The organism is Kushneria pakistanensis, assembly GCF_014652795.1.
GTDB lineage: Bacteria > Pseudomonadota > Gammaproteobacteria > Pseudomonadales > Halomonadaceae > Kushneria > Kushneria pakistanensis.
Genome location: NZ_BMZM01000004.1, coordinates 59,189 through 78,771 on the forward strand (window position 1 = coordinate 59,189; position 19,583 = coordinate 78,771).

General features: G+C 58.5%; 14 protein-coding genes and 5 tRNA genes. 5 read left to right on the forward strand and 14 right to left on the reverse strand.

Annotation, left to right across the window (positions count from 1 at the left end; all coding sequences use genetic code 11):
- The first annotated feature begins 286 nt into the window (after nt 1-286).
- Entirely contained in the window at nt 287-2,158 is a 1,872-nt protein-coding gene (edd, locus tag IE123_RS13840; RefSeq protein WP_189519277.1) for a phosphogluconate dehydratase, read from the forward strand.
- An 84-nt stretch (nt 2,159-2,242) separates the two neighbouring features.
- Here edd and betA read toward each other — a convergent pair whose 3' ends face one another.
- The 3 genes from betA to betI all read right to left on the reverse strand — a co-directional run bounded on the left by betA (nt 2,243) and on the right by betI (nt 6,138).
- Nucleotides 2,243-3,946 carry a choline dehydrogenase gene (gene betA / locus IE123_RS13845; protein WP_189519278.1) on the reverse strand — a complete coding sequence of 568 codons (1,704 nt, stop codon included), beginning with the start codon at nt 3,944-3,946 and terminating at the stop codon, nt 2,243-2,245.
- 81 nt (nt 3,947-4,027) lie between these two features.
- Nucleotides 4,028-5,497, reverse strand: a complete 1,470-nt coding sequence (betB, locus tag IE123_RS13850) for a betaine-aldehyde dehydrogenase (protein WP_189519279.1) — start codon at nt 5,495-5,497, stop codon at nt 4,028-4,030.
- Nucleotides 5,498-5,541: 44 nt separating this feature from the next.
- A complete protein-coding gene (betI, locus tag IE123_RS13855) occupies nt 5,542-6,138 on the reverse strand; it encodes a transcriptional regulator BetI (protein ID WP_189519280.1) in 597 nt (198 codons plus the stop codon).
- 260 nt (nt 6,139-6,398) lie between these two features.
- On the opposite strand from betI, the gene IE123_RS13860 reads away from it, so the two are divergent.
- The 3 genes from IE123_RS13860 (at nt 6,399) to IE123_RS13870 (ending at nt 6,756) form a co-directional block, all read left to right on the forward strand.
- Nucleotides 6,399-6,475 (forward strand) — tRNA-Met (locus tag IE123_RS13860).
- 107 nt (nt 6,476-6,582) lie between these two features.
- Nucleotides 6,583-6,658: transfer RNA gene (locus IE123_RS13865), tRNA-Asn, on the forward strand.
- 22 nt (nt 6,659-6,680) lie between these two features.
- Nucleotides 6,681-6,756 (forward strand) — tRNA-Asn (locus IE123_RS13870).
- An 817-nt stretch (nt 6,757-7,573) separates the two neighbouring features.
- Here the strand turns inward: IE123_RS13870 and IE123_RS13875 are convergent.
- Nucleotides 7,574-9,778, reverse strand: coding sequence for a carboxy terminal-processing peptidase (locus IE123_RS13875; RefSeq protein WP_229819778.1), 2,205 nt, complete (start codon nt 9,776-9,778; stop codon nt 7,574-7,576).
- 140 nt (nt 9,779-9,918) lie between these two features.
- Here IE123_RS13875 and IE123_RS13880 point away from each other — a divergent pair, with 140 nt between their 5' ends.
- Nucleotides 9,919-11,226 carry a M18 family aminopeptidase gene (locus tag IE123_RS13880; RefSeq protein WP_189519282.1) on the forward strand — a complete coding sequence of 436 codons (1,308 nt, stop codon included), beginning with the start codon at nt 9,919-9,921 and terminating at the stop codon, nt 11,224-11,226.
- Between the two features lie 61 nt (nt 11,227-11,287).
- Here the strand turns inward: IE123_RS13880 and IE123_RS13885 are convergent.
- The 10 genes from IE123_RS13885 to IE123_RS13930 all read right to left on the reverse strand — a co-directional run bounded on the left by IE123_RS13885 (nt 11,288) and on the right by IE123_RS13930 (nt 19,502).
- A tRNA-Met gene (locus tag IE123_RS13885) sits at nt 11,288-11,364 on the reverse strand.
- 62 nt (nt 11,365-11,426) lie between these two features.
- Nucleotides 11,427-12,518, reverse strand: coding sequence for a redox-regulated ATPase YchF (gene ychF, locus IE123_RS13890; RefSeq protein ID WP_189519284.1), 1,092 nt, complete (start codon nt 12,516-12,518; stop codon nt 11,427-11,429).
- 95 nt (nt 12,519-12,613) lie between these two features.
- The gene (locus IE123_RS13895; RefSeq protein ID WP_189519286.1) at nt 12,614-13,492 is read right to left on the reverse strand and encodes a DMT family transporter; all 879 of its coding nucleotides are present in this window, start codon (nt 13,490-13,492) and stop codon (nt 12,614-12,616) included.
- A 34-nt stretch (nt 13,493-13,526) separates the two neighbouring features.
- Complete coding sequence (gene pth, locus IE123_RS13900) at nt 13,527-14,114, reverse strand: aminoacyl-tRNA hydrolase (protein ID WP_189519288.1); 588 nt, start codon at nt 14,112-14,114, stop codon at nt 13,527-13,529.
- A gap of 124 nt (nt 14,115-14,238) precedes the next feature.
- Nucleotides 14,239-14,913, reverse strand: a complete 675-nt coding sequence (locus tag IE123_RS13905) for a 50S ribosomal protein L25/general stress protein Ctc (protein ID WP_189519290.1) — start codon at nt 14,911-14,913, stop codon at nt 14,239-14,241.
- Nucleotides 14,914-15,020: 107 nt separating this feature from the next.
- On the reverse strand, nt 15,021-15,962 hold the full coding sequence (locus IE123_RS13910) for a ribose-phosphate pyrophosphokinase (RefSeq protein ID WP_189519292.1): 942 nt from the start codon (nt 15,960-15,962) through the stop codon (nt 15,021-15,023).
- Nucleotides 15,963-16,035: 73 nt separating this feature from the next.
- A tRNA-Gln gene (locus IE123_RS13915) sits at nt 16,036-16,110 on the reverse strand.
- Between the two features lie 34 nt (nt 16,111-16,144).
- Nucleotides 16,145-17,050: a 4-(cytidine 5'-diphospho)-2-C-methyl-D-erythritol kinase gene (ispE, locus tag IE123_RS13920; protein ID WP_189519294.1), complete on the reverse strand. Its 906-nt coding sequence runs from the start codon at nt 17,048-17,050 to the stop codon at nt 16,145-16,147.
- A complete protein-coding gene (lolB, locus tag IE123_RS13925; protein ID WP_189519296.1) occupies nt 17,047-17,679 on the reverse strand; it encodes a lipoprotein insertase outer membrane protein LolB in 633 nt (210 codons plus the stop codon). Before lolB ends, ispE begins: the two co-directional genes overlap by 4 nt.
- Complete coding sequence (locus IE123_RS13930) at nt 17,676-19,502, reverse strand: tetratricopeptide repeat protein (RefSeq protein ID WP_189519298.1); 1,827 nt, start codon at nt 19,500-19,502, stop codon at nt 17,676-17,678. The genes lolB and IE123_RS13930 overlap by 4 nt, the downstream gene beginning before the upstream one ends.
- Nucleotides 19,503-19,583: the final 81 nt, after the last annotated feature.

Sequence of the window (19,583 nt, forward strand, 5' to 3'; positions counted from 1 at the left end):
TGGTGCAGACGTGCGCCAATGGCAGAGAGTGTCAGGTTACCGCGTTGATGAGTGGCCATTGAGGAAAAACCATGGATATCGCAGAGGTAATTCCCACTGCTCATGGAATGACATTCTTTCACCTGCAAGGCTTCAGTTTACCTCATCGCCAGGTGCACAGGCCCGGGCATTGTAGCGTGGCCCGAAAATTGTGATGGATGCAAAAGGTAGTTTAACTACAAAAGTGAGACAATTCGGATAGACTTGTTCATTCTCCCCCTTTGAGACCGTGACAGGTGAGGTTTTCATGCATACCACCCTGACCCGCGTAACCCAGCGCATCATCGAGCGATCAGAGGCGCGCCGCGCCCTGTATGAGACCCGCATGCAGGCGCAGCATCGCCGGGGCGTTCACCGCGGCGCGCTGGACTGCGGCAATCTGGCCCATGGCTTCGCCGCCTGCAGCGTCTCTGACAAGCAGCAGCTCAAGCTGACCAACAGCGCCAATCTGGGCATCATCACTTCTTATAATGACATGCTCTCGGCGCACCAGCCCTTTGAGCGATTCCCCGACGTCATTCGCCAGGCGGCACGTCGCATGGGCTCGACGGCGCAGGTCGCCGGTGGTGTGCCTGCCATGTGTGACGGCGTGACTCAGGGTCAACCCGGCATGGAACTGTCGCTTTTTTCACGCGACAACATTGCCCGGGCCGCCGGGATCGGACTTTCTCATAACATGTTCGATGCTGCGCTCTTTCTGGGCGTGTGCGACAAGATCATTCCGGGGCTTTTCATTGCCGCTGCCCGCTTTGGGCATCTGCCTGCCGTTTTTGTTCCGGCAGGTCCCATGCCCAGCGGTCTGCCCAACAAGGAAAAGGCGCGCATTCGTCAGCAGTTTGCCGAAGGCAGGGTCGATCGCGCCGAGCTTCTGGAGTCGGAGTCAGCCTCCTATCATGCGCCGGGCACCTGCACCTTTTATGGTACGGCAAACTCCAATCAGCTAATGATGGAGATCATGGGACTGCACCTGCCGGGATCATCGTTTGTTAACCCGAATACGCCGCTGCGTGATGCCCTGACAATGCATGCGACCGAGCGCGCGATCAAAAACTCCGAGCCGGGCGGCGGTTATTTGCCTTTCTGGCAGCAGATCGATGCTCGTGCCATCGTCAATGCGCTGGTGGGGCTTCTGGCCTCTGGTGGCTCCACCAACCATACCATGCACCTGATTGCCATGGCCGGTGCAGCGGGTATCACCCTGAACTGGGATGACTTTGCCGAGCTTTCCGCAGTGGTCCCCAGCCTGATGCATGTCTATCCAAGCGGTCAGGCGGATGTGAACCACTTCCACGCTGCCGGCGGCATGAGTGTGCTGATTCGTGAGTTGCTCAAGGGCGGCCTGCTGCACGGCGATATCCTGACGGTCACGGGGAAAACGCTGGCGGAAAGCTACACGCAGGAACCCTTCCTGGAAGGGGATCAACTGGTCTGGCGCGAGGGTCCGGCGCAGAGTCTGGACCCCGAAGTGGTCACCGATATCGAGCATCCCTTTTCACCCACGGGCGGGCTGGCAGTACTGGATGGCAACCTTGGGCGTGGCGTTATCAAGGTCTCGGCAGTCAAGCCCGAGTTTCGCGTTATCGAGGCACCAATACGGGTGTTTGCCGATCAGGACGCGCTCAAGACGGCCTTCAACAAGGGCGAACTCGAGCGTGACTTTATTGCCGTGGTGCGCTTTCAGGGCCCGCGTGCCAATGGCATGCCGGAGCTACACAAGCTCACCCCCTATCTTGGTTCGCTACTCGATCGTGGTTTTCGCGTGGCGCTGGTCACCGATGGCCGCATGTCAGGGGCTTCCGGCAAGGTGCCCGCCGCGATTCACATGACGCCGGAGGCCATTGATGGTGGACCGCTGGCGCGCTTGCGCGATGGTGACATGGCTCGCCTGGATTCGGTCAGCGGTCGCCTCGAGGTGCTTGTTGATGCCGATGAGTTCGCTGCGCGTCCGTGCGCTCAGGCTGATCTGTCACAGTATCATCATGGGCTGGGTCGGGAGATGTTTGCCGGCATGCGTCAACTGGTAGGCAGCGCCGAGGAGGGCGCCAGTACCTTTGGCGGGTTCGAGGCTGCCGAGGTGGCACCAGTTTCATCCATGCTCGAGGAACACTTGCCGGCCTGAACCGATCGTCATGAATACCGATTGTCATAAATAAACAACACCGGGCCCAGACCCGGTGTTTTTCATGAACTGGCCGGCATGGCGTTACTGATGCGCTTGAGTGGTATCGGCCTCACGTGCGTTCTGCCCGGGGTTTTGTGCGGTATAAAACGCCACTTTCGTCAGCGGGTGCAGCGGCCTGCGCCCTCGTACGCTGTCGGCCAGCTTTTCGGCCATCATGATGGTGGTGGCGTTCAGGTTGCCGGTGACGATCACGGGCATGAGTGAAGCGTCGATCACGCGCAGACCTTCCATGCCATGCACGCGCCCCTGGCCATCGACCACGGCGTCCGGGCCTTCGCCCATGCGGCAGGTGCCGCAGGGGTGATAGGCTGTTTCAGCGTGATTGCGTACGAACTCATCGAGCTGCTCATCGGTCTGGACGTCGGGGCCGGGCGCGATTTCGCGGCCACGGTACGCATCCAGCGCCGGCTGTTCGATGATGCGACGTGTGACGCGAATGGCGTCACGAAACTCTTCCCAGTCTCGCGTCTCGCTCATGTAGTTGAAGAGGATGCTGGGCGGCTCGTCCGGATTGCGCGATTTGATCTTGACGCGCCCCCGGCTTTTCGAGCGCATGGAACCCACGTGGGCCTGGAAGCCATGAGCATCCACGGCACTCTTGCCGTTGTAGCTGATGGCACAGGGCAGAAAGTGATACTGCAGATTGGGCCAGGATTCGCCCTCATCGGTACGAATGAAGCCGCCGGCCTCGAACTGATTGCTGGCGCCAATGCCTTTGCCCTGAAACAGCCACTCGGCGCCAATCTTCGGCTGGTTGTACCACTTCAGCGCCGAGTAGAGCGTAATGGGCTGCTTGCACTCGTACTGAATGTACATCTCCAGGTGATCCTGCAGGTTCTTGCCCACGCCCGGCAGCGCGTGCACCAGGTCAATGTTCATTTCTTCAAACCATTCAGGATCACCCACCCCTGAGCGCTGCAGAATGGCCGGTGAGGCGATGGCGCCAGCACACAGCAGCACTTCGCGGCGGGCATGGACCTTTTGGCTCTGGCCCCGGCGAGCATAGGCCACCCCTGTGGCCCGTTTGCCCTCGAACAGGATGCGATCGGTGACGGCATGCGTTTCAATCGTCAGATTGGGGCGATGGCGGGCCATATCGAGATAGCCTCGCGCCGTCGAGGAACGCCGCCCATCAGGCGTGGTGGTGCGATCCATCGGCCCGAAACCTTCCTGTCTGTAGCCGTTGAGATCGTCGGTTTCACCATAGCCCGCCTGTTTGCCGGCCTCGATAAAGGCGCGGTTGAGCGGATTGGTGGTCGGTTTGGGGGTGGCCACCTGCACCGGACCATGATCGCCGTGATAGTCGTTGCCGCCGATATCGCGGGTCTCGGCCTTCTTGTAATAGGGCAGGCAGTGGGCATAGCCCCAGTCGTCAAGGCCAGGCAGTTCGGCCCAGCCTTCCAGATCCATGGCATTGCCGCGGATATAGCACATGCCGTTGATCAGCGATGAGCCTCCCAGACCCTTGCCGCGACCACACTCCATGCGCCGGTGATTCATGTAGGGCTCTGGATCGGTTTCAAAGGCCCAGTTGTAGCGTTTACCCTGCAGCGGATAGGCCAGCGCTGCCGGCATCTGGGTGCGAAAATCCAGTCGATAGTCCGGACCCCCGGCTTCCAGCAGCAGCACGGTGACGTCGTCGTCTTCGGTCAGGCGCGCCGCCAGAACGTTGCCGGCCGAGCCGGCACCGATAATGATGTAGTCATATTCACGCATGTCAGCCATCAAACAGGCCCTCCTGACAGGTCATGGGCCGGGTATCGAAAAGCTTCTCGATATCCGCCGAGGCACCACGAAAAGCGATGATCAAAAGGCCGATTCAAAGGGGCCCATCTCGATCTGCACGGATTTGACCCTTGTGTAGTGCGCAAGCGTCACCAGGCCGTTTTCACGGCCCACGCCGGACTGCTTGTAGCCGCCAACCGGCATTTGTGCCGGGCTGTCGCCCCAGGTATTGACCCAGCAGATGCCGGCTTCGAGCTGATGGACCACGCGATGCGCGCGGTTAAGCCCTTCGGTGAAAATCCCGGCGGCCAGGCCATAGTCGGTATCGTTGGCACGACGAATGACTTCCTCTTCGTCATCAAAGGCGAGGATCGACATGACGGGGCCGAAAATTTCTTCTGTCACGATGCGCATGTCGTCACGGCAGTCGGTAAAGATGGTGGGCGCCACAAAGGCCCCCTTGCCGAAGTCACCTTCCGTCATGCGCGCCCCACCTGCCAGCAGGCGCGCGCCATCCTGCTTGCCGGCTTCCAGATAGCCGCAAACCTTCTCCAGATGCTCGAAACTGACCAGCGGGCCGAAGTTGGTGGCCGGGTCCAGCGGGTCACCGGCCTTCACGCGCTCGATGCGCTCGAGCAGCTTCGCTTCAAAGGCTTCCTTGACGGAGCGTTCCACGAACACGCGCGTACCGTTGGTGCAGACCTGGCCGGTGGAGTAGAAGTTGGCCATCATGGCGCCATCGGCAGCACGATCAAGGTCGGCATCGGCAAAGACGAGCAGGGGAGACTTGCCTCCCAGCTCCATGGTGACTTCCTTCAGTGAGGAGGAGGCCGAAGATGCCATGACCTTCTTGCCGGTACCCACTTCGCCGGTAAAGGAGATCTTGTCGATACCGGGATGCTCGGTCAGCATCGCACCCACGCGTCCATCGCCCTGCACAACGTTGAAAACACCGTCGGGCAGGCCGGCCTCGGTGAAGATTTCGGCCAGCATCAGCGTGGTCAGCGGGGTGACTTCGCTGGGCTTTAAAATCATGGCGTTGCCGGTGGCCAGTGCCGGTGCCGATTTCCAGCAGGCGATCTGGATGGGATAGTTCCAGGCACCGATGCCGGCGCACACCCCCAGCGGCTCACGCCGGGTATAGGCAAACGAATCGGCGCGGATGGGGATCTGTTCGCCTTCTACCGCAGCGGCAAGACCTGCGTAATACTCCAGCACGTCAGCACCGGTCACGATATCCACGGCCATGGTTTCGCTCAGCGGCTTGCCGGTATCCATTGATTCGATCCGGGCGATCTCGTCATTTCTTTCACGCAGCAGGGCCACGGCGCGATTAAGAATGCGCGAACGCTCAACACCTGTCATGGCGGCCCACACCTTCTGGCCGCGACGTGCGGATTCGACGGCGCGGTCGATATCGGCCCGGGCGGCCTGCTGGATGTCGGCCAGCACATCACCGTTGAAGGGGTTGATGGACTCGAAGGTGTCACCAGAGGTGGCATCGACGCGCTTGCCATCGATGTAGAGCTGCTGGGTGTTGAAAATGGCCATTGGACCTCCCGGGTAAAAGTGGTGTTTTGAAAGGCTGCAGGGCGTCAGGCAGTGCTGCTGCCGTCAAGCTGCTCGTCAACATAGCGACAGGCCAGTAATACGGCGCTTGAAGTATCAAATTTCTCGGGTGTCAGCGCCCCACGCAGCCACAGGCCATCGATAAGCGCCGCCAGGCCGCGAGCGGCAGTACGTGCCTGCTCAGGCATCAAGTGCTTCCTGAACTGATAGGTGATGTTGGAGTAAAGGCGCCGGTCGTTGACCCTCTGCAGGCGCTGCAGGCTGGGCTTGTGCATGCTGGTGGTCCAGAAGGCCAGCCATGTCTTCATGACCGCCTGACTGACCTGGCTGCGATCAAAGTTGCCTTCAACGATCGCATACAGATGTGCTCTGGCGTCACTACTGCTCTGGGCCTGACGTCGGCGAGCGACTGATGTGCCAAGTTCGCTGAGGATGTGGCGCATGGTGGCTTCAAGCAGGCCATCCTTGCCGCCAAAATAATGACTGATAATGCCGGCAGAGACGCCGGCACGCCGCGATATCTGCATGATGGTGCTGTCGGCCAGGCCGGCTTCATCAATCGTTGCCATGGTGGCGTCGATCAACTGCTGACGCCGAATGGGCTCCATACCTACCTTGGGCACTGATCCCTCTCCTGAAGTGGAAGGCATACAAGAATATTCAGGGTAGACTTTCTTTATTGAACGATCAATCAATAAAGCGTGGTTTGATATCACGCCGTTGGCAGTATTTGCTGCATGAGCAGTGACAGGTACCGGATGAGTCTGATGATATTTGAGCGACCACACGAAAGGGGAGGCCTGACGAAGATGGACGCTGGTGGCCCAATGGCTTTAAGGGATTGGCATCTTCCCGCCACTTCTGTAGAATGCGCACGGTCGCTGGCTACGTAGCTCAGCTGGTTAGAGCACATCACTCATAATGATGGGGTCCCCTGTTCGAATCAGGGCGTAGCCACCAGCGACAGGCACTATTCATGTCGTTTTACGAATAGTGCCGGGGTCTTTATCAGGGCCTTGACGTTTTTTCTGAAATACGTATACTACGCCGCGTATTCGGAAAGACATTCCCCGATAGCTCAGTTGGTAGAGCAAATGACTGTTAATCATTGGGTCACAGGTTCGAGTCCTGTTCGGGGAGCCAATACAATCTGATATTTCGTTGTTCCCTGATAGCTCAGTTGGTAGAGCAAATGACTGTTAATCATTGGGTCGCAGGTTCGAGTCCTGCTCAGGGAGCCATTCTCTAACAGGAGAATGTCAAAACGATCGTCCAGTTGGATCCTTTCTCTCCAGCCTGTTATTTCTCCGATTATATCTTCTTAAGATATTTGATGTTGCTTCCAGACGTTGTCATTCATGACTATTACAGTCAGCATGATGATGTGTATTACCTGCTGTCCATCCAGGTTGTTCCCGTTGCCGCATTCCCTATGCTTTCGCGCTTTATTTGACTCAATAAATGGCGTTTGCTATAAGAAATCAGACCTGCGGCAGTACATGTCTTTCGCGGTAGCTGTATTTCCAGTATTTATCTCGAATTATTAAAGCCTGTTTGCCAGTCAATGTCCTTTTGGTATGGATTATTGGTATTCAGAGTGTTGATAGCCTTCGTTTGATTCAGCGCATCGTCCTGTCGCATCGATACATGACCTGCCGTTTTTCTATCCCGATACCTGCTTGTTAATGCCTGCTGGTATCATTTTTATTTTTAATATCAATAATTTCAGGAATGTAAAGAATGCCTCGCGAGAGAAGCCTGTCCATCAAGGACAAATGGTCACTTGATAATCAGCTTGGCGAAATGTTGAGAGGCCTTGAAAGCAAGGAGCCCGTCAGGCCTGCTTTTTCCGAAGAGCTCGAGGCATTGATGCGGCGTTATGACATGAATCATCATGACACTCTTAAAATACTGAAACTCATACAGCAGTTATAAAGTATCTAGTACTTTTCATCGCTTTAATATTTTTATCATTAAGCATCTTTTCGTTATCGATTATTCGATAATAAAAAGGGGCGGCCTGTTAATTACAGGCCGCCCCTTTTTTTACAACCACATTTATGGAGTGGTGGTTTTGCCCGGCTTGTGGCGACTATCAATCATTAGTGCGTAGTCGAGCAAAATCTCGGCGCTTTCTTCCAGGCCGGCCTGCTGAATGGGAGACTCGGGCTCCTCGCCATCATCACCGGTTTGCAGCGCTTCATCGCGTGCATCGGTCCATGTATCGATTTCCGGGAGTCCGAGAGCCCGGCGCCGCTGATTTTCAAGCGCCAGCTGCTCGGCTTCCTGTGCCTTCATCTCGCGCTGTCGCTGCTCACGATTGAGGCTGACCGTATTGTTCTGTGCCTGGAACTGTTCGGCCAGCTGCGCTTCGCGCATCAGGTAATGAAAGTTGGGATTGTTCTGGGCGCGCTGTTCGTGTTTTTGCCTGAGCTGTGACACGAACTGCCAGGGCTCGCCATACATGCGATAGCTGACCGGGCGTACCGTATCCCATGCCAGTGCATAGTCGAGAGCGCTTTCACCAATTTCTTCCTTGTCGATCAGACTTGGAAAGGAGATATCCGGTTCCACGCCACGCAGCTGGGTACTTTCTCCTGAAATCCGATAGAACTTGGCGCGCGTCAGTTTCAGCTCGCCGTGACTCAAATCGCTGAGTGTCTGGACCGTGCCCTTGCCGAAGGTCTGATTACCCAGTACCAGGCCGCGGCCATAATCCTGAATGGCGCCGGCAAAGATTTCCGAGGCAGAAGCAGAAAGCCTGTCTACCAGAACGGCCAGTGGCCCATCATAGGCAACGCCGCGGTCCGTATCACCATAAAGGCTGATGCGTCCGCGGGCGTCACGCACCTGCACGGTAGGGCCGCGATCGATAAAGAGGCCTACCATCGAATTGGCTTCCTGCAGCGCGCCGCCGCCGTTGCCGCGCATGTCCAGCACAATGCCTTCTACATTCTGTGTTTTCAGTTTCTCGATCAGTTTGGCCACGTCGCGTGTCGAGCTGCGATAGTTCTGATCGCCCGCCTGATAGGCATCAAAGTCGACATAAAAGGCCGGTACCTTGATGACGCCGACACGATGGTTTTCGCCATTGCGATGGGACTCGATGACACGGCTGCTGGCTGCCTGATCTTCCAGGCTGACGGTATCACGCGTAATTTCAATGGTGCGTGTCTGGGTCACATCAATGGCCTTGGCCGGAATGATTTCCAGGCGTACCTTCGAGCCCTTCGGGCCGCGAATATGCTCAACGACTTCGTCCAGGCGCATGCCAATGACGCTGATCATTTCACCCGTATCGCCATCGCCGACGGCCACGATGCGATCAGCCGGCTTGATCTGACCGCTGCGCTCGGCAGGGCCGCCCGAGACCAGACTTGAAACGCGAACGTATTCGCTGTCCTGCTGGAGGAGAGCACCGATACCTTCCAGTGACAGTTTCATCTGAATATCGAAGGATTGACCGCGGCTGGGAGAAAGATACTCCGAGTGCGGATCAATGGAGCCGGTGGCGGCATTGAGAATAACGCTCAGGACATCCTCGGTATTGGTCTGTCTTACCCGTGACAGCTGACTCTTGTAACGGTCGGCCAGCTGTTTGGCGATCTTCTCGCTGTCCATGGGCTTGTCATCATTGCCGGCAGGTGTTTCGGGCTCGGATACCCTGGCCGGGATGGTGGCTATTTCGGACAGCACGCTGGTATCAACAACCGGTTGATCCGCCGATGTCTCCGGCGCCAGAGAGAGCGTCAGAGCAGCGTTTTTGAGGCGCCTGCGCCAGAGATCATCCAGTTCACGCTGGCTTTCCGCCCAGTCGGCGTCTTCAAGATTGGTGGGCAAACGTTCATTACCGGTGAAATCGAAGTCGGGCTGTTTTTCGAGTCGATCCACCAGCCATTCGAGCCGATTTTCCAGTCGCGTCTGATAGAGATTATAAAACGCATAGACGCGATCCAGATCGCCTTCTACCAGCATCTCATCAAGGCCTGTACGCAGATCACTGAACTGCGCGATATCTTCCCGGGTCAGATAGGCATGCTGGGAATCCAGTAGTTTCAGCATGCGGCTGAAGACCTTGTCCGCCCAGCCATTATTGAGCGTTACAGGTTCGTAGTGGCCATATTCCAGTGACTGAATGACTTCCCGAGACGCCTGTCGCCCCTCGTCGGTTGGCTTGATTGCCTCATCGCCCATTGCGGGCAGGGCAGTCAAAAGGCACAGAGCGAACACCGCAAGATTGCGGGCTGGGGCAAACAGGCTCATCAAGGAAGCACTCCCGGGTTCATGTACACTTTGTATTCTGTTATTACGAGATTAATAGGATCTGTTGCAGGTCAGCAGGCAGGGCCATCATTGTAGCAGCCCGACGTGCTTATCACCGATAGGTAGTATGGGAGAATTACGTGTTTCATTCCTCGACAATTACTGATTTGTTCAATTTTCTCAAGTGTTCCCCTACACCGTGGCATGCGATCGAGGAGATGGCGTCGCGTCTTGCATCCGCAGGATTTGTCGCATTGGACGAAACGAAGCCATGGCAGCTTGTTCCCGGCAAGCGTTATTACTGCACGCGCGCCGGTGGCGCCCTGGTCGCTTTCCAGTTGCCGGAAGGGCCGCTGGAGGCGCTTCGCATGGTGGGCGCCCATACGGACAGCCCCGCACTGCGGCTGAAACCCCAGCCTGTGCAGATGTCCACTCAGTGGATGCAGCTGGGCGTCGAAGTCTACGGTGGCGCCCTGTTGGCGCCGTGGTTTGATCGTGACCTGGCCATTGCCGGACGTGTGTATCTGCGCGACGGTCAGGGGAGGCTCAAAGAGCAGCTCTTTCAGGTGGACCGGCCGGTCGCCATTATCCCGAGCCTGGCCATCCATCTTGACCGCGAGGCCAATCAGGGCAAGGCGCTCAATGCCCAGACGCAGATGGCGCCCGTGGTCTGGCAGGCAGGACCCGGCCAGACGCCGCCTTCGATCGAATCACTGCTCAAGCGTTGGCTGGCTGAGCAGCATGATTTAAGTGATATCGACATCATCGATTATGAGTTGAGCTTTCATGATGCGCAGCCGGCGTCACAGCTGGGCCTTGAGGGGGAAATGATCAGCGGCGCACGCCTGGATAACCTGTTGTCGTGCTACTGCGGCATGCGTGCACTGATGGAAAGTGATGGCACCCAGGGCGCGCTTTTTATTGCCAACGATCATGAAGAGATCGGCAGCGGCAGCACCGGTGGCGCCCAGGGCACACTGCTGGGTGATGTCGTATCACGTCTGGCTGAAGCGCAGGGTACGGGCGGTGCCGAGGCACGCATCCGGCTTTTACAGTCATCGCGCCTGATCTCCTGCGACAACGCGCACGCCGTGCATCCGAGCTACCCCGACAAGCATGACGCGCGTCATCAGCCGGCGCTCAACCAGGGACCTGTCATCAAGGTCAATGCCAGTCAGCGCTACGCAACCAGCGCCGCGACCGGCGCGCTTTTTCGCGAGATATGTCGTGAGGCCGATGTACCGGTACAGACCTTTGTCAGCCGTGCCGACATGCCATGCGGTACGACCATTGGGCCACTCACGGCAACCCGAACCGGAGTACCGACGCTGGATATCGGGTTGGCGCAGTGGGCAATGCATTCCATTCGCGAAACGGCAGGCGCGCACGACCCTGACTATCTGATTCGTGCGTTGACGGCGTTTTGCAATCGCAGCCATCTTGATTAAACGCGCAGCAAGCAGGGCAGGCATAAAAAAACGGCATCCGAGGATGCCGTTTTTTCGTATCTGGTGGCTACGCCCTGATTCGAACAGGGGACCCCATCATTATGAGTGATGTGCTCTAACCAGCTGAGCTACGTAGCCGTTCAACGGGAGCGCATACTACGCAAAGGCCAACATCGCGTCAAGCACTTATACCGGCATCTTCAGACGTTGAAGCGAAAATGCACCACATCGCCGTCCTTTAGCACATACTCCTTGCCTTCCAGACGCCATTTGCCGGCTTCCTTGGCGCCCTGTTCGCCCCCCAAGCCCACGAAATCCTCATAGGCAATGACTTCGGCGCGGATAAAGCCCTTCTGGAAATCGGTGTGGATGACTCCGGCGCCCTGCGGTGCTGTGGCACCTACCGGCACTGTCCAGGCGCGTACTTCCTTGACGCCTGCCGTGAAGTAGGTCTGAAGCCCCAGCAGGCTGTAACCGGCACGAATCACGCGATCAAGCCCGGGTTCTTCCATCCCCAGCTCATCAAGGAACATGGCGCGCTCTTCTTCCTCGAGCTCGGCTATCTCGGCCTCGATCTTGTTGCAGACCGGTACGACCACGGCACCTTCTTCGGCGGCAATGGCATGTACCACGTCCAGATGCGGGTTGTTTTCAAAACCCTCTTCATGAACGTTGGCGATATACATGGTCGGCTTGAGGGTCAAAAAGCCATAGCCCTTCAAAAGCCTTTTTTCATCTTCATCAAGACCAAAGCTGCGCAGTGGCTGGCCTTCGGCCACATGGGGCTGGATGCGCTCCAGCAGTGCCTTGCTGGCAATCGCTTCCTTGTCCCCGCCCTTGGCCACGCGAGCCAGGCGCTGAATGCCGCGCTCAACGCTATCCAGATCCGCCAGTGCCAGCTCGATATTGATGGTTTCAATATCGGCGCGTGGATCAACCTGATTGGAGACGTGAATGACATTTTCATCGTCGAAACAGCGCACCACATGCGCGATGGCGTCGGTTTCACGAATATTGGCCAGAAACTGATTGCCCAGGCCTTCGCCCTTTGAAGCGCCGGCAACAAGCCCTGCAATGTCCACGAATTCCATCGTGGTCGGCACTACCTTCTCCGGCTTGACGATCTCGGAGAGTCGATCAAGGCGGGGGTCCGGCATTGGCACGATGCCGGTATTGGGCTCGATGGTGCAGAAGGGAAAGTTTTCTGCATCGATGCCTGACTTGGTCAGGGCATTGAAAAGGGTCGATTTGCCCACGTTGGGCAGGCCGACAATACCGCAATTGAATCCCATGGAGGTACATCCTGCAATGTAGGGCGATGTTTGTCATTCGGCCCGCGATGCGAGCCAATATGGCGCGAAGTTTACCTGCTGGGGCGGGCAGGGCGCTACCGTCCGGGTGATGCTCCGCGGCTGGCAAGGCCTACGCCACAGGCGGCCAGCAGCATGCCGCCCACCTGTAGCGGCCCCAGCGTTTCGTCAAATAAAAGCCAGCTCAAAAGGGCGACCACCGGCGGCACCAGATAAAACAGTGATGCCACGCTCGCGACCGAACCACGGCGTATCATGACCAGCAGCAGGGAGATGGCGCCTACCGACAGGCCAAATACCGACCATAAAAGGCCGGCCCATGACTGCCAGTTTGATTCAAAACGCATGCTTTCGGTGGTGATCGCCAGGGGGAGGGTGACCACAAATGCGCCAATAAACTGAATGGCGGCATTGGTGCGCAGGTCAGCACCAGGGCCGGTTCGTTTTTGCCAGATGGTGCCCAGCGTAATGCTCAGCATGGCGATCAGTACCGCCACAAGGGGTATTGGATCAATCGCGCCGAAGTCTGTTTTCAGTCCGGGCAGCAGTACCAGCAGGGTGCCGACAAGGCCGATCAACACGCCCAGCCATTGGCGAGCATGGGGTCGCTCGTTGAGCATTGAAGTGGCGAAAAGGGTCGTGGCCAGCGGCTGCAGACCGACGACCAGTGCTGCCACGCCCGCAGGCAGGCCGCGATCGACTGCCCAGAAGACGCCGCCCAGATAGAGGCTTTGCAGCAGGATACCAACCAGCAGCGCATGCGCCCAGGCTGCAGGTCCGCGTGGCCACCGGGCGCCCACCGCCTGCGCAATCAGCACGAAGACCAGGGCGCCAAGCAAAAACCGATAGCTCAGAAAGGTAAGGGGATCGGTCCAGGGGGCGACCAGACGGGCGGCAATGAAGCCGGTGGCCCAGATTCCGACAAAGGCCAGCGGTATGAGGCGTTCAAGCGTCATGTCAAACGGCTCCGGCGGCAGGACTTACACAAGGCTAGGCTGCGCTAAAACTGTGAAGTTGATTCATGGCGCGTGCCCAGTTGCCGGACAGTGCCAGCGGCAGGGTGTCCAGAGAGGCATCGATAGCCTCGTCAATGGCCTGTCGTTCGCTCTTGCCCGGTGGGCCAAGCACGTAATTGACGACCTGGCTGGCGCTTCCGGGATGACCGATGCCCAGTCGCAACCGATGGAAGTTACGGTTTTGACCCAGGGCATTGATGGTATCGCGCAGGCCATTATGGCCACCATGGCCGCCACCCTGTTTGTAGCGGGCATGACCGGGGATTAGATCCAGCTCGTCATGCACTACCAGCAGTGATTCGGGTGGGAGCTTGTAAAAGGCCGCCAGTGCACCGATCGACTGACCGCTATGGTTCATGTAAGTCGAAGGGGTCAGCAGGTGAACATCCTGACCCTCAATGCTTGCGCGGGCGTAGTGTCCCAGCAGCTTGCGCTCGCTGCGCAGCGTGGTGTGATAGCGCGCGGCCAGCGCTTCGATCAGCCAGAAGCCAGCGTTATGACGGGTCTGCGTATACTGGGCACCCGGATTGCCCAGCCCTATGATCGCTTTGATATCGCTCATGAGGCGTTCTCGCTAATGTGATCCCAACGCCCTGCAGTGCAGGCCATAAATCAGAACGGCCGGTCGGGCCGGGCACAGGGCCCGGCCCGACCGGCCGTCAGGCATCAGAGTGTGTCAGTCACTCTTATACCTTGTCACCCTCGCCGCCATTATCGGCTGCGGTGCGCTGAACGTCGGTAGAAGGCTCGCCTTCACCGTCGGCGTCATCAGTGCCGGTGTCAGGATGCGTGACCGTGACGATGCCGGTGTCATGGTCTTCACCGTGCGTCAGGGCAACAATGGTCACACCCTTGGGCATCGGTATGTCGGACAGGTGCAGGGTATTGCCCAGCTCCAGAGCGGCCACGTTGACTTCCAGGTACTCGGGCAGATCGGCCGGCAGGCAGCTGACTTCGACGTCGTTGGCCAGAACGTGCAGAACGCCGTCCTGTTCACGAACACCCTTGCACTCGTCTTCACCGGCAAAGTGAAGCGGTACGGTGATGGTCAGCTCGTGAGTGGCATCAACGCGCATGAAGTCAGCGTGCGTGATCAGTTCCTTGTAGGGATGGCGCTGCAGATCACGAATAACCACCTGTTCCTTCTTGCCATCAACATCGATGTTGACGATGGAAGAGAAGAAGGCTTCTTCTTCAAGCGCCTTGTAAAAGGCCGGCTTGTCGATGGCGATCGGCTGCGGCTCGGCGCTGCCGCCATAGATGATGGCCGCAACACGTTCGTTCGCACGACGCAGGCGGCGGCTCGCACCTTTCCCCAGCGCCGTACGAGCGACAGCGGTCAGTTGGTAATCATGTTTCATGGGTTGGACCCCTCATTGGTTCAAGTCGAAAACGACGCGGCCCGCGACCAGACCTGTGCCGTTTTATCGGGCTTTCACATCATGCGAAAGCGGTTACCGGCGCGATGTCAGTGGAACATCGCGCTGACGGATTCTTCATTGCTGACACGTCGAATCGCCTCGGCGATCAGACCGGCCACCGACAGCTGGCGAATCTTGCCGCTGCGGCGGGCATGCTCGGCAAGCGGAATGGTGTCAGCTACTACCAGCTCATCGAGCTGGGATTTTGAAATATTGTCGACTGCCGGGCCCGATAGAATGGCATGCGTGGCGTAGGCGAGCACGCGACGGGCGCCGTGTGCCTTAAGTGCTTCGGCTGCCTTGCAGAGAGTACCTGCCGTATCGACCATGTCATCAACCAGCACGCAGGTGCGGTCCTTGATGTCACCGATAATGTGCATCACCTGGGCCTGATTGGCAGACGGACGGCGCTTGTCGATGATGGCCAGATCAGCGTTGAGCTGCTTGGCAATGGCACGCGCACGTACAACACCGCCAACGTCGGGTGAGACGATGGCGATGTCGTCATAATTCTGGCGCTCGATGTCATCGAGCAGAATGGGCGAGCCATAGACGTTATCAACCGGGACGTCGAAAAAGCCCTGGATCTGGTCAGCGTGCAGGTCCATGGTCATGACGCGATCAACGCCGGCCTTGACCATCATGTCGGCGACGACCTTGGCGGAAATCGGCACACGCGCCGAACGCACACGGCGATCCTGACGGGCGTAACCAAAGTAGGGGACAACAGCAGTAATACGAGTGGCGCTGGCCCGACGCAGTGCATCCACCATCAGGATAAGTTCCATCAGGTTGTCATTGGTCGGTGCACAGGTCGACTGCAGGATAAAAACGTCCTTGCCGCGCACGTTCTCGTTGATCTCGACCGCGATCTCGCCATCGCTGAACTGCCCGACCGTGGCATGGCCCAGACGATTATCAAGGCTCTCGGCCACCTTTCGGGCAAGCTCGGGGTTGGCGTTCCCCGCGAAGACCATCAGTTTAGACACGCGCAGCCACCTTTGGACGCTTGTAGAAAATCGGGGTGGTTTGAAGTCAAGCGTGAGTCACATCGAAAAGAAATGGCTGGGGTACCAGGATTCGAACCTGGGAATGCCGGTACCAGAAACCGGTGCCTTACCACTTGGCTATACCCCAGTAACCTTTGATGCAAGCGCTGACGCTCAATGCTTCATGATACTCCGGTATCACCTGATACTCGAAGATTGTTCAGAGCCTGATGCAGGGGAGAGATGTTACAACCGCGTGCCCTGAAAACGCTCCAGCGATTCGGGTACGCATGCCGGGCGATACCATAGAGTATCTCCCTTTCCAGTTCAAGCGCCGTACTTTCGTCACTGATCGGACAAAAGACGCAGGCACCTGTTCCGGTCAGCATGGCAGGTCCGTGCTGACGAAGCAGGTCAATGACCTCACCGATACCCGGTTCAAGCCTTCTCACCACGGCCTCGCAGTCGTTTCGACCTCCCTGCAGGGCGCGCGACATACTAATCAAGGGGGTATCGCGTGTCAATTCCGGGTGGCCGAAGACACCGGCCGTCGAGACGCTCACGCCAGGGTGGATTACGACAAACCAGGGCGTATCCAGCGGTGCCGGCACCAGTCGCTCCCCGACACCTTCACCCCAAGCCGCAAAGCCGCGCACGAACACGGGCACATCGGCCCCCAGCGAAAGCCCGAGCGTTGCCAGCGTATCGGTGTCCAGATCGAGCTGCCAGAGGTGATCGAGCGCCAGCAGTGTAGTGGCCGCATCGGAGCTGCCGCCACCTAGGCCGCCGCCCATGGGCAGCCTTTTGTCGAGTGCGATATCTACACCCGCCAGTGGCCGATCGACAACGCCCTGTAGAAGGCGGGCTGCACGAACGATCAGGTTGTTCTCGACGCTGACGCCTTCAACCTGCGGCGACAGGGTAATGGCATCATCATCGCGCAGGCGAAAGTGCAGCGTGTCGCCATGATCGAGAAACTGAAACAGAGTTTGCAGCTCATGGTAGCCATCGCCGCGCTTGCCCACGATATGAAGCATTCGGTTGAGCTTGGCCGGGGCCGGCAGGGTCAGTGTGGCATGACCTTTCATGGCAGTTCTGCCTGCCCTGGCTGCCAGCGGTTGATCACCAGCGTGGTACGGATATCGTCATAGGTCATGACCATACGACGCGGCAGCCACAGGCGGTCAGCCTGAATCCAGTCACGATATTCGATGTGCCAGCCGGCCTGATCCAGCGTGGCGGGGAAGCCGACATCATCTTCGCTCATGCGGTGCGGGCCGCGCGGGTCGGGCAGGGCGCGTACCCAGTAATCCAGCGAGGACAGTGGCAGCGCCCAACCCATCTGCTGCGCCATCAGCTCTTCGGGCGTGTCGGCCTGAAAGGTACCCTCGCCGTTGGTCAGGGTGACCTGGCGTGCGTCACCTTCCAGCGTATTGCGACCGGTGCCCCAGGGGCCGCTGACCGAAATACGATAACGCTGTGCCTGCTGCGTCCAGTCAAGATTGGCGCTCTGGCTGTCATCAGGGGTGCGAATGCCGACCTTGCCGGCTGCCGTCCAGGTGTCGAGTGCTTCAAGCGACGCCTTCTGGCTGCGCCAGTCACCGAACTGACGATCTTCATTCTGGGACGGCGCCTGGGTCGCACAGCCTGCCAGCAGGGTGATCAGGGCGAGGGTCAGTAACTGGAACATGCGACCGATCGCAGTGCCTGATGTCATGGGGTGTTCTCCTGAGAGGTTGCAGTGGATGAATCTGTTGCCGTGGGCGCCGGGCTGAGCGGGGTCAAAAGCGGGTAACGGGTCAACAGATCGTCAATGGTAGGGTGATGACGAAAGCGGGTAGTGGCGCCTGCAATAATACGTCGCGCCTGTTCACTGTCACCATCGGCCCAGAGGGCTTCGGCCAGATGCGCGGCCACCTCTTCATCCGGCATCATCGCGTAGGCCTGCTTGAGCAGCGCCACGGCATGATCCAGCTGGCCCAGATGAAAGTGTGCCCAGCCCAGACTGTCGGTGACGGCTGCTGAATCCGGGGCCAGGCGATGGGCGCGCTCAAGAAGCTCGAGCGCCTCTTCATGGCGTTCGGTCTGCTCGGTCAGGGTATAGCCGAAGGCGTTAAGCGCATCGACGTTGTCGGGATCACGCGTGAGCAGGGTGCGCATGTCGCGCTCCATGGCCTTGAGATCCTGATGTTCGATGGCGCGAACGGCACGTATATAGAGCAGGGCGTCATTATCGGGGGCACGGTCCTCAATGGCGCTGTCGAGCAGGTGATCGGCACGAGTGCGCTGATCGTTTTGATCCAGCAGTGACAGGGAAAGCTCCATGAGCGCTGCATGCTGATCGGGATAGTCACTTTCCTGCTTGTGCAGCCAGTCAAGCGCATCATCAATACGCTGGCGCTCGACCAGCAGCTGCACGCCGCGGACCCGTGCCGCCACGAACTGCTCGCCTTCGGGTACACGGGCATATAGGGTCAGCGCCTGACCGATGTCCTCAAGCCTCTCGCTGACAAGGCCTGCCAGCATATAAAGCTCGCCCGACGAGGAGGCGCTGTCATCTTCCAGTGCTGGCGTCAGCAGCCGTCGCGCCGCCTTTGGCTGATCATTGCGAAGATAAAGCTGTGCCAGAGCCAGCCGCAGCTGAAGATTGTCCGGCATCTCGCTGATCAGGATATCGAACTGCTGCTCTGCGGCCTTGACATCGTTCATGGCCAGGTTGGCCTGTGCCATGGCAAGAATGAAGCGATTGTCATCGGGGGCAAGCTGATGGCCGCGTCGAGCGTACTCAAGCGCCGCAGCGGCATCCTCGCGGTCCAGCGCAATCTGGCTGCGCGCCAGCCAGAGTGACGGCAGCGTCGCATCGAGCGCCTCGGCGCGCTCAAGGTCACGGCTGGCGGCGTCGTTATTGCCCTGTAGCGATCGGAGCAGGGCGCGTGCTGTCAGCGCATGAGGGCGGTCGGGCTGACGCGTGATGTAGTTTTCAAGCGGTGCCAGCAGCTCTTCAGCGCTGGCGCCGCTGGTAATGGCATCTTCCAGAAAGGCTTCGATATCGCCATCCTGACCACTGGCATCAACCTCCAGCAATAGCGCCATGGCCGTTGCCCATTCGCCCTGTTCGGCCGCGACGGCGGCCAGAATGCGACGCGGTGTTGCGCTTTGCCGATCCAGCGCGGCCCATTGGTTGGCAGCGGTCACAACCAGACGAGGATCGTTGCTCAAGCGCGCCATCTGGGTCGCGCGTCGCGCCAGGGTAACATCCCTGTGCTGCCGGCTCTGCTGGAGATAGGTACGTGCGGCCAGCCCCATATCGCCGCGCTGTGCCGCGATATCGGCGCCAAGAAGCGCGCCGAAGGTGGCGCCGTCAAGGCTTTCTTGAGAGGTGCCGGCTGTTTCTTGTGTGCTGACATCGTGCTGTCGAATGTTGATGTCATGAACAGACACTGGTGTCGTCTGGTCATCGGCGCTCGCTGACGATATCGACCAGAGTGTCGAGGGCAGCAGCAAGGCGGCCATCGATAGCCATATTGTGCGTTGACGCATCCGTGTCCTCATTGATGGCAAAACCTGCAGGAGCTATGAGGCCGATGAAAGGCTTACATCCCATGGCGCCCGGGGCTATGT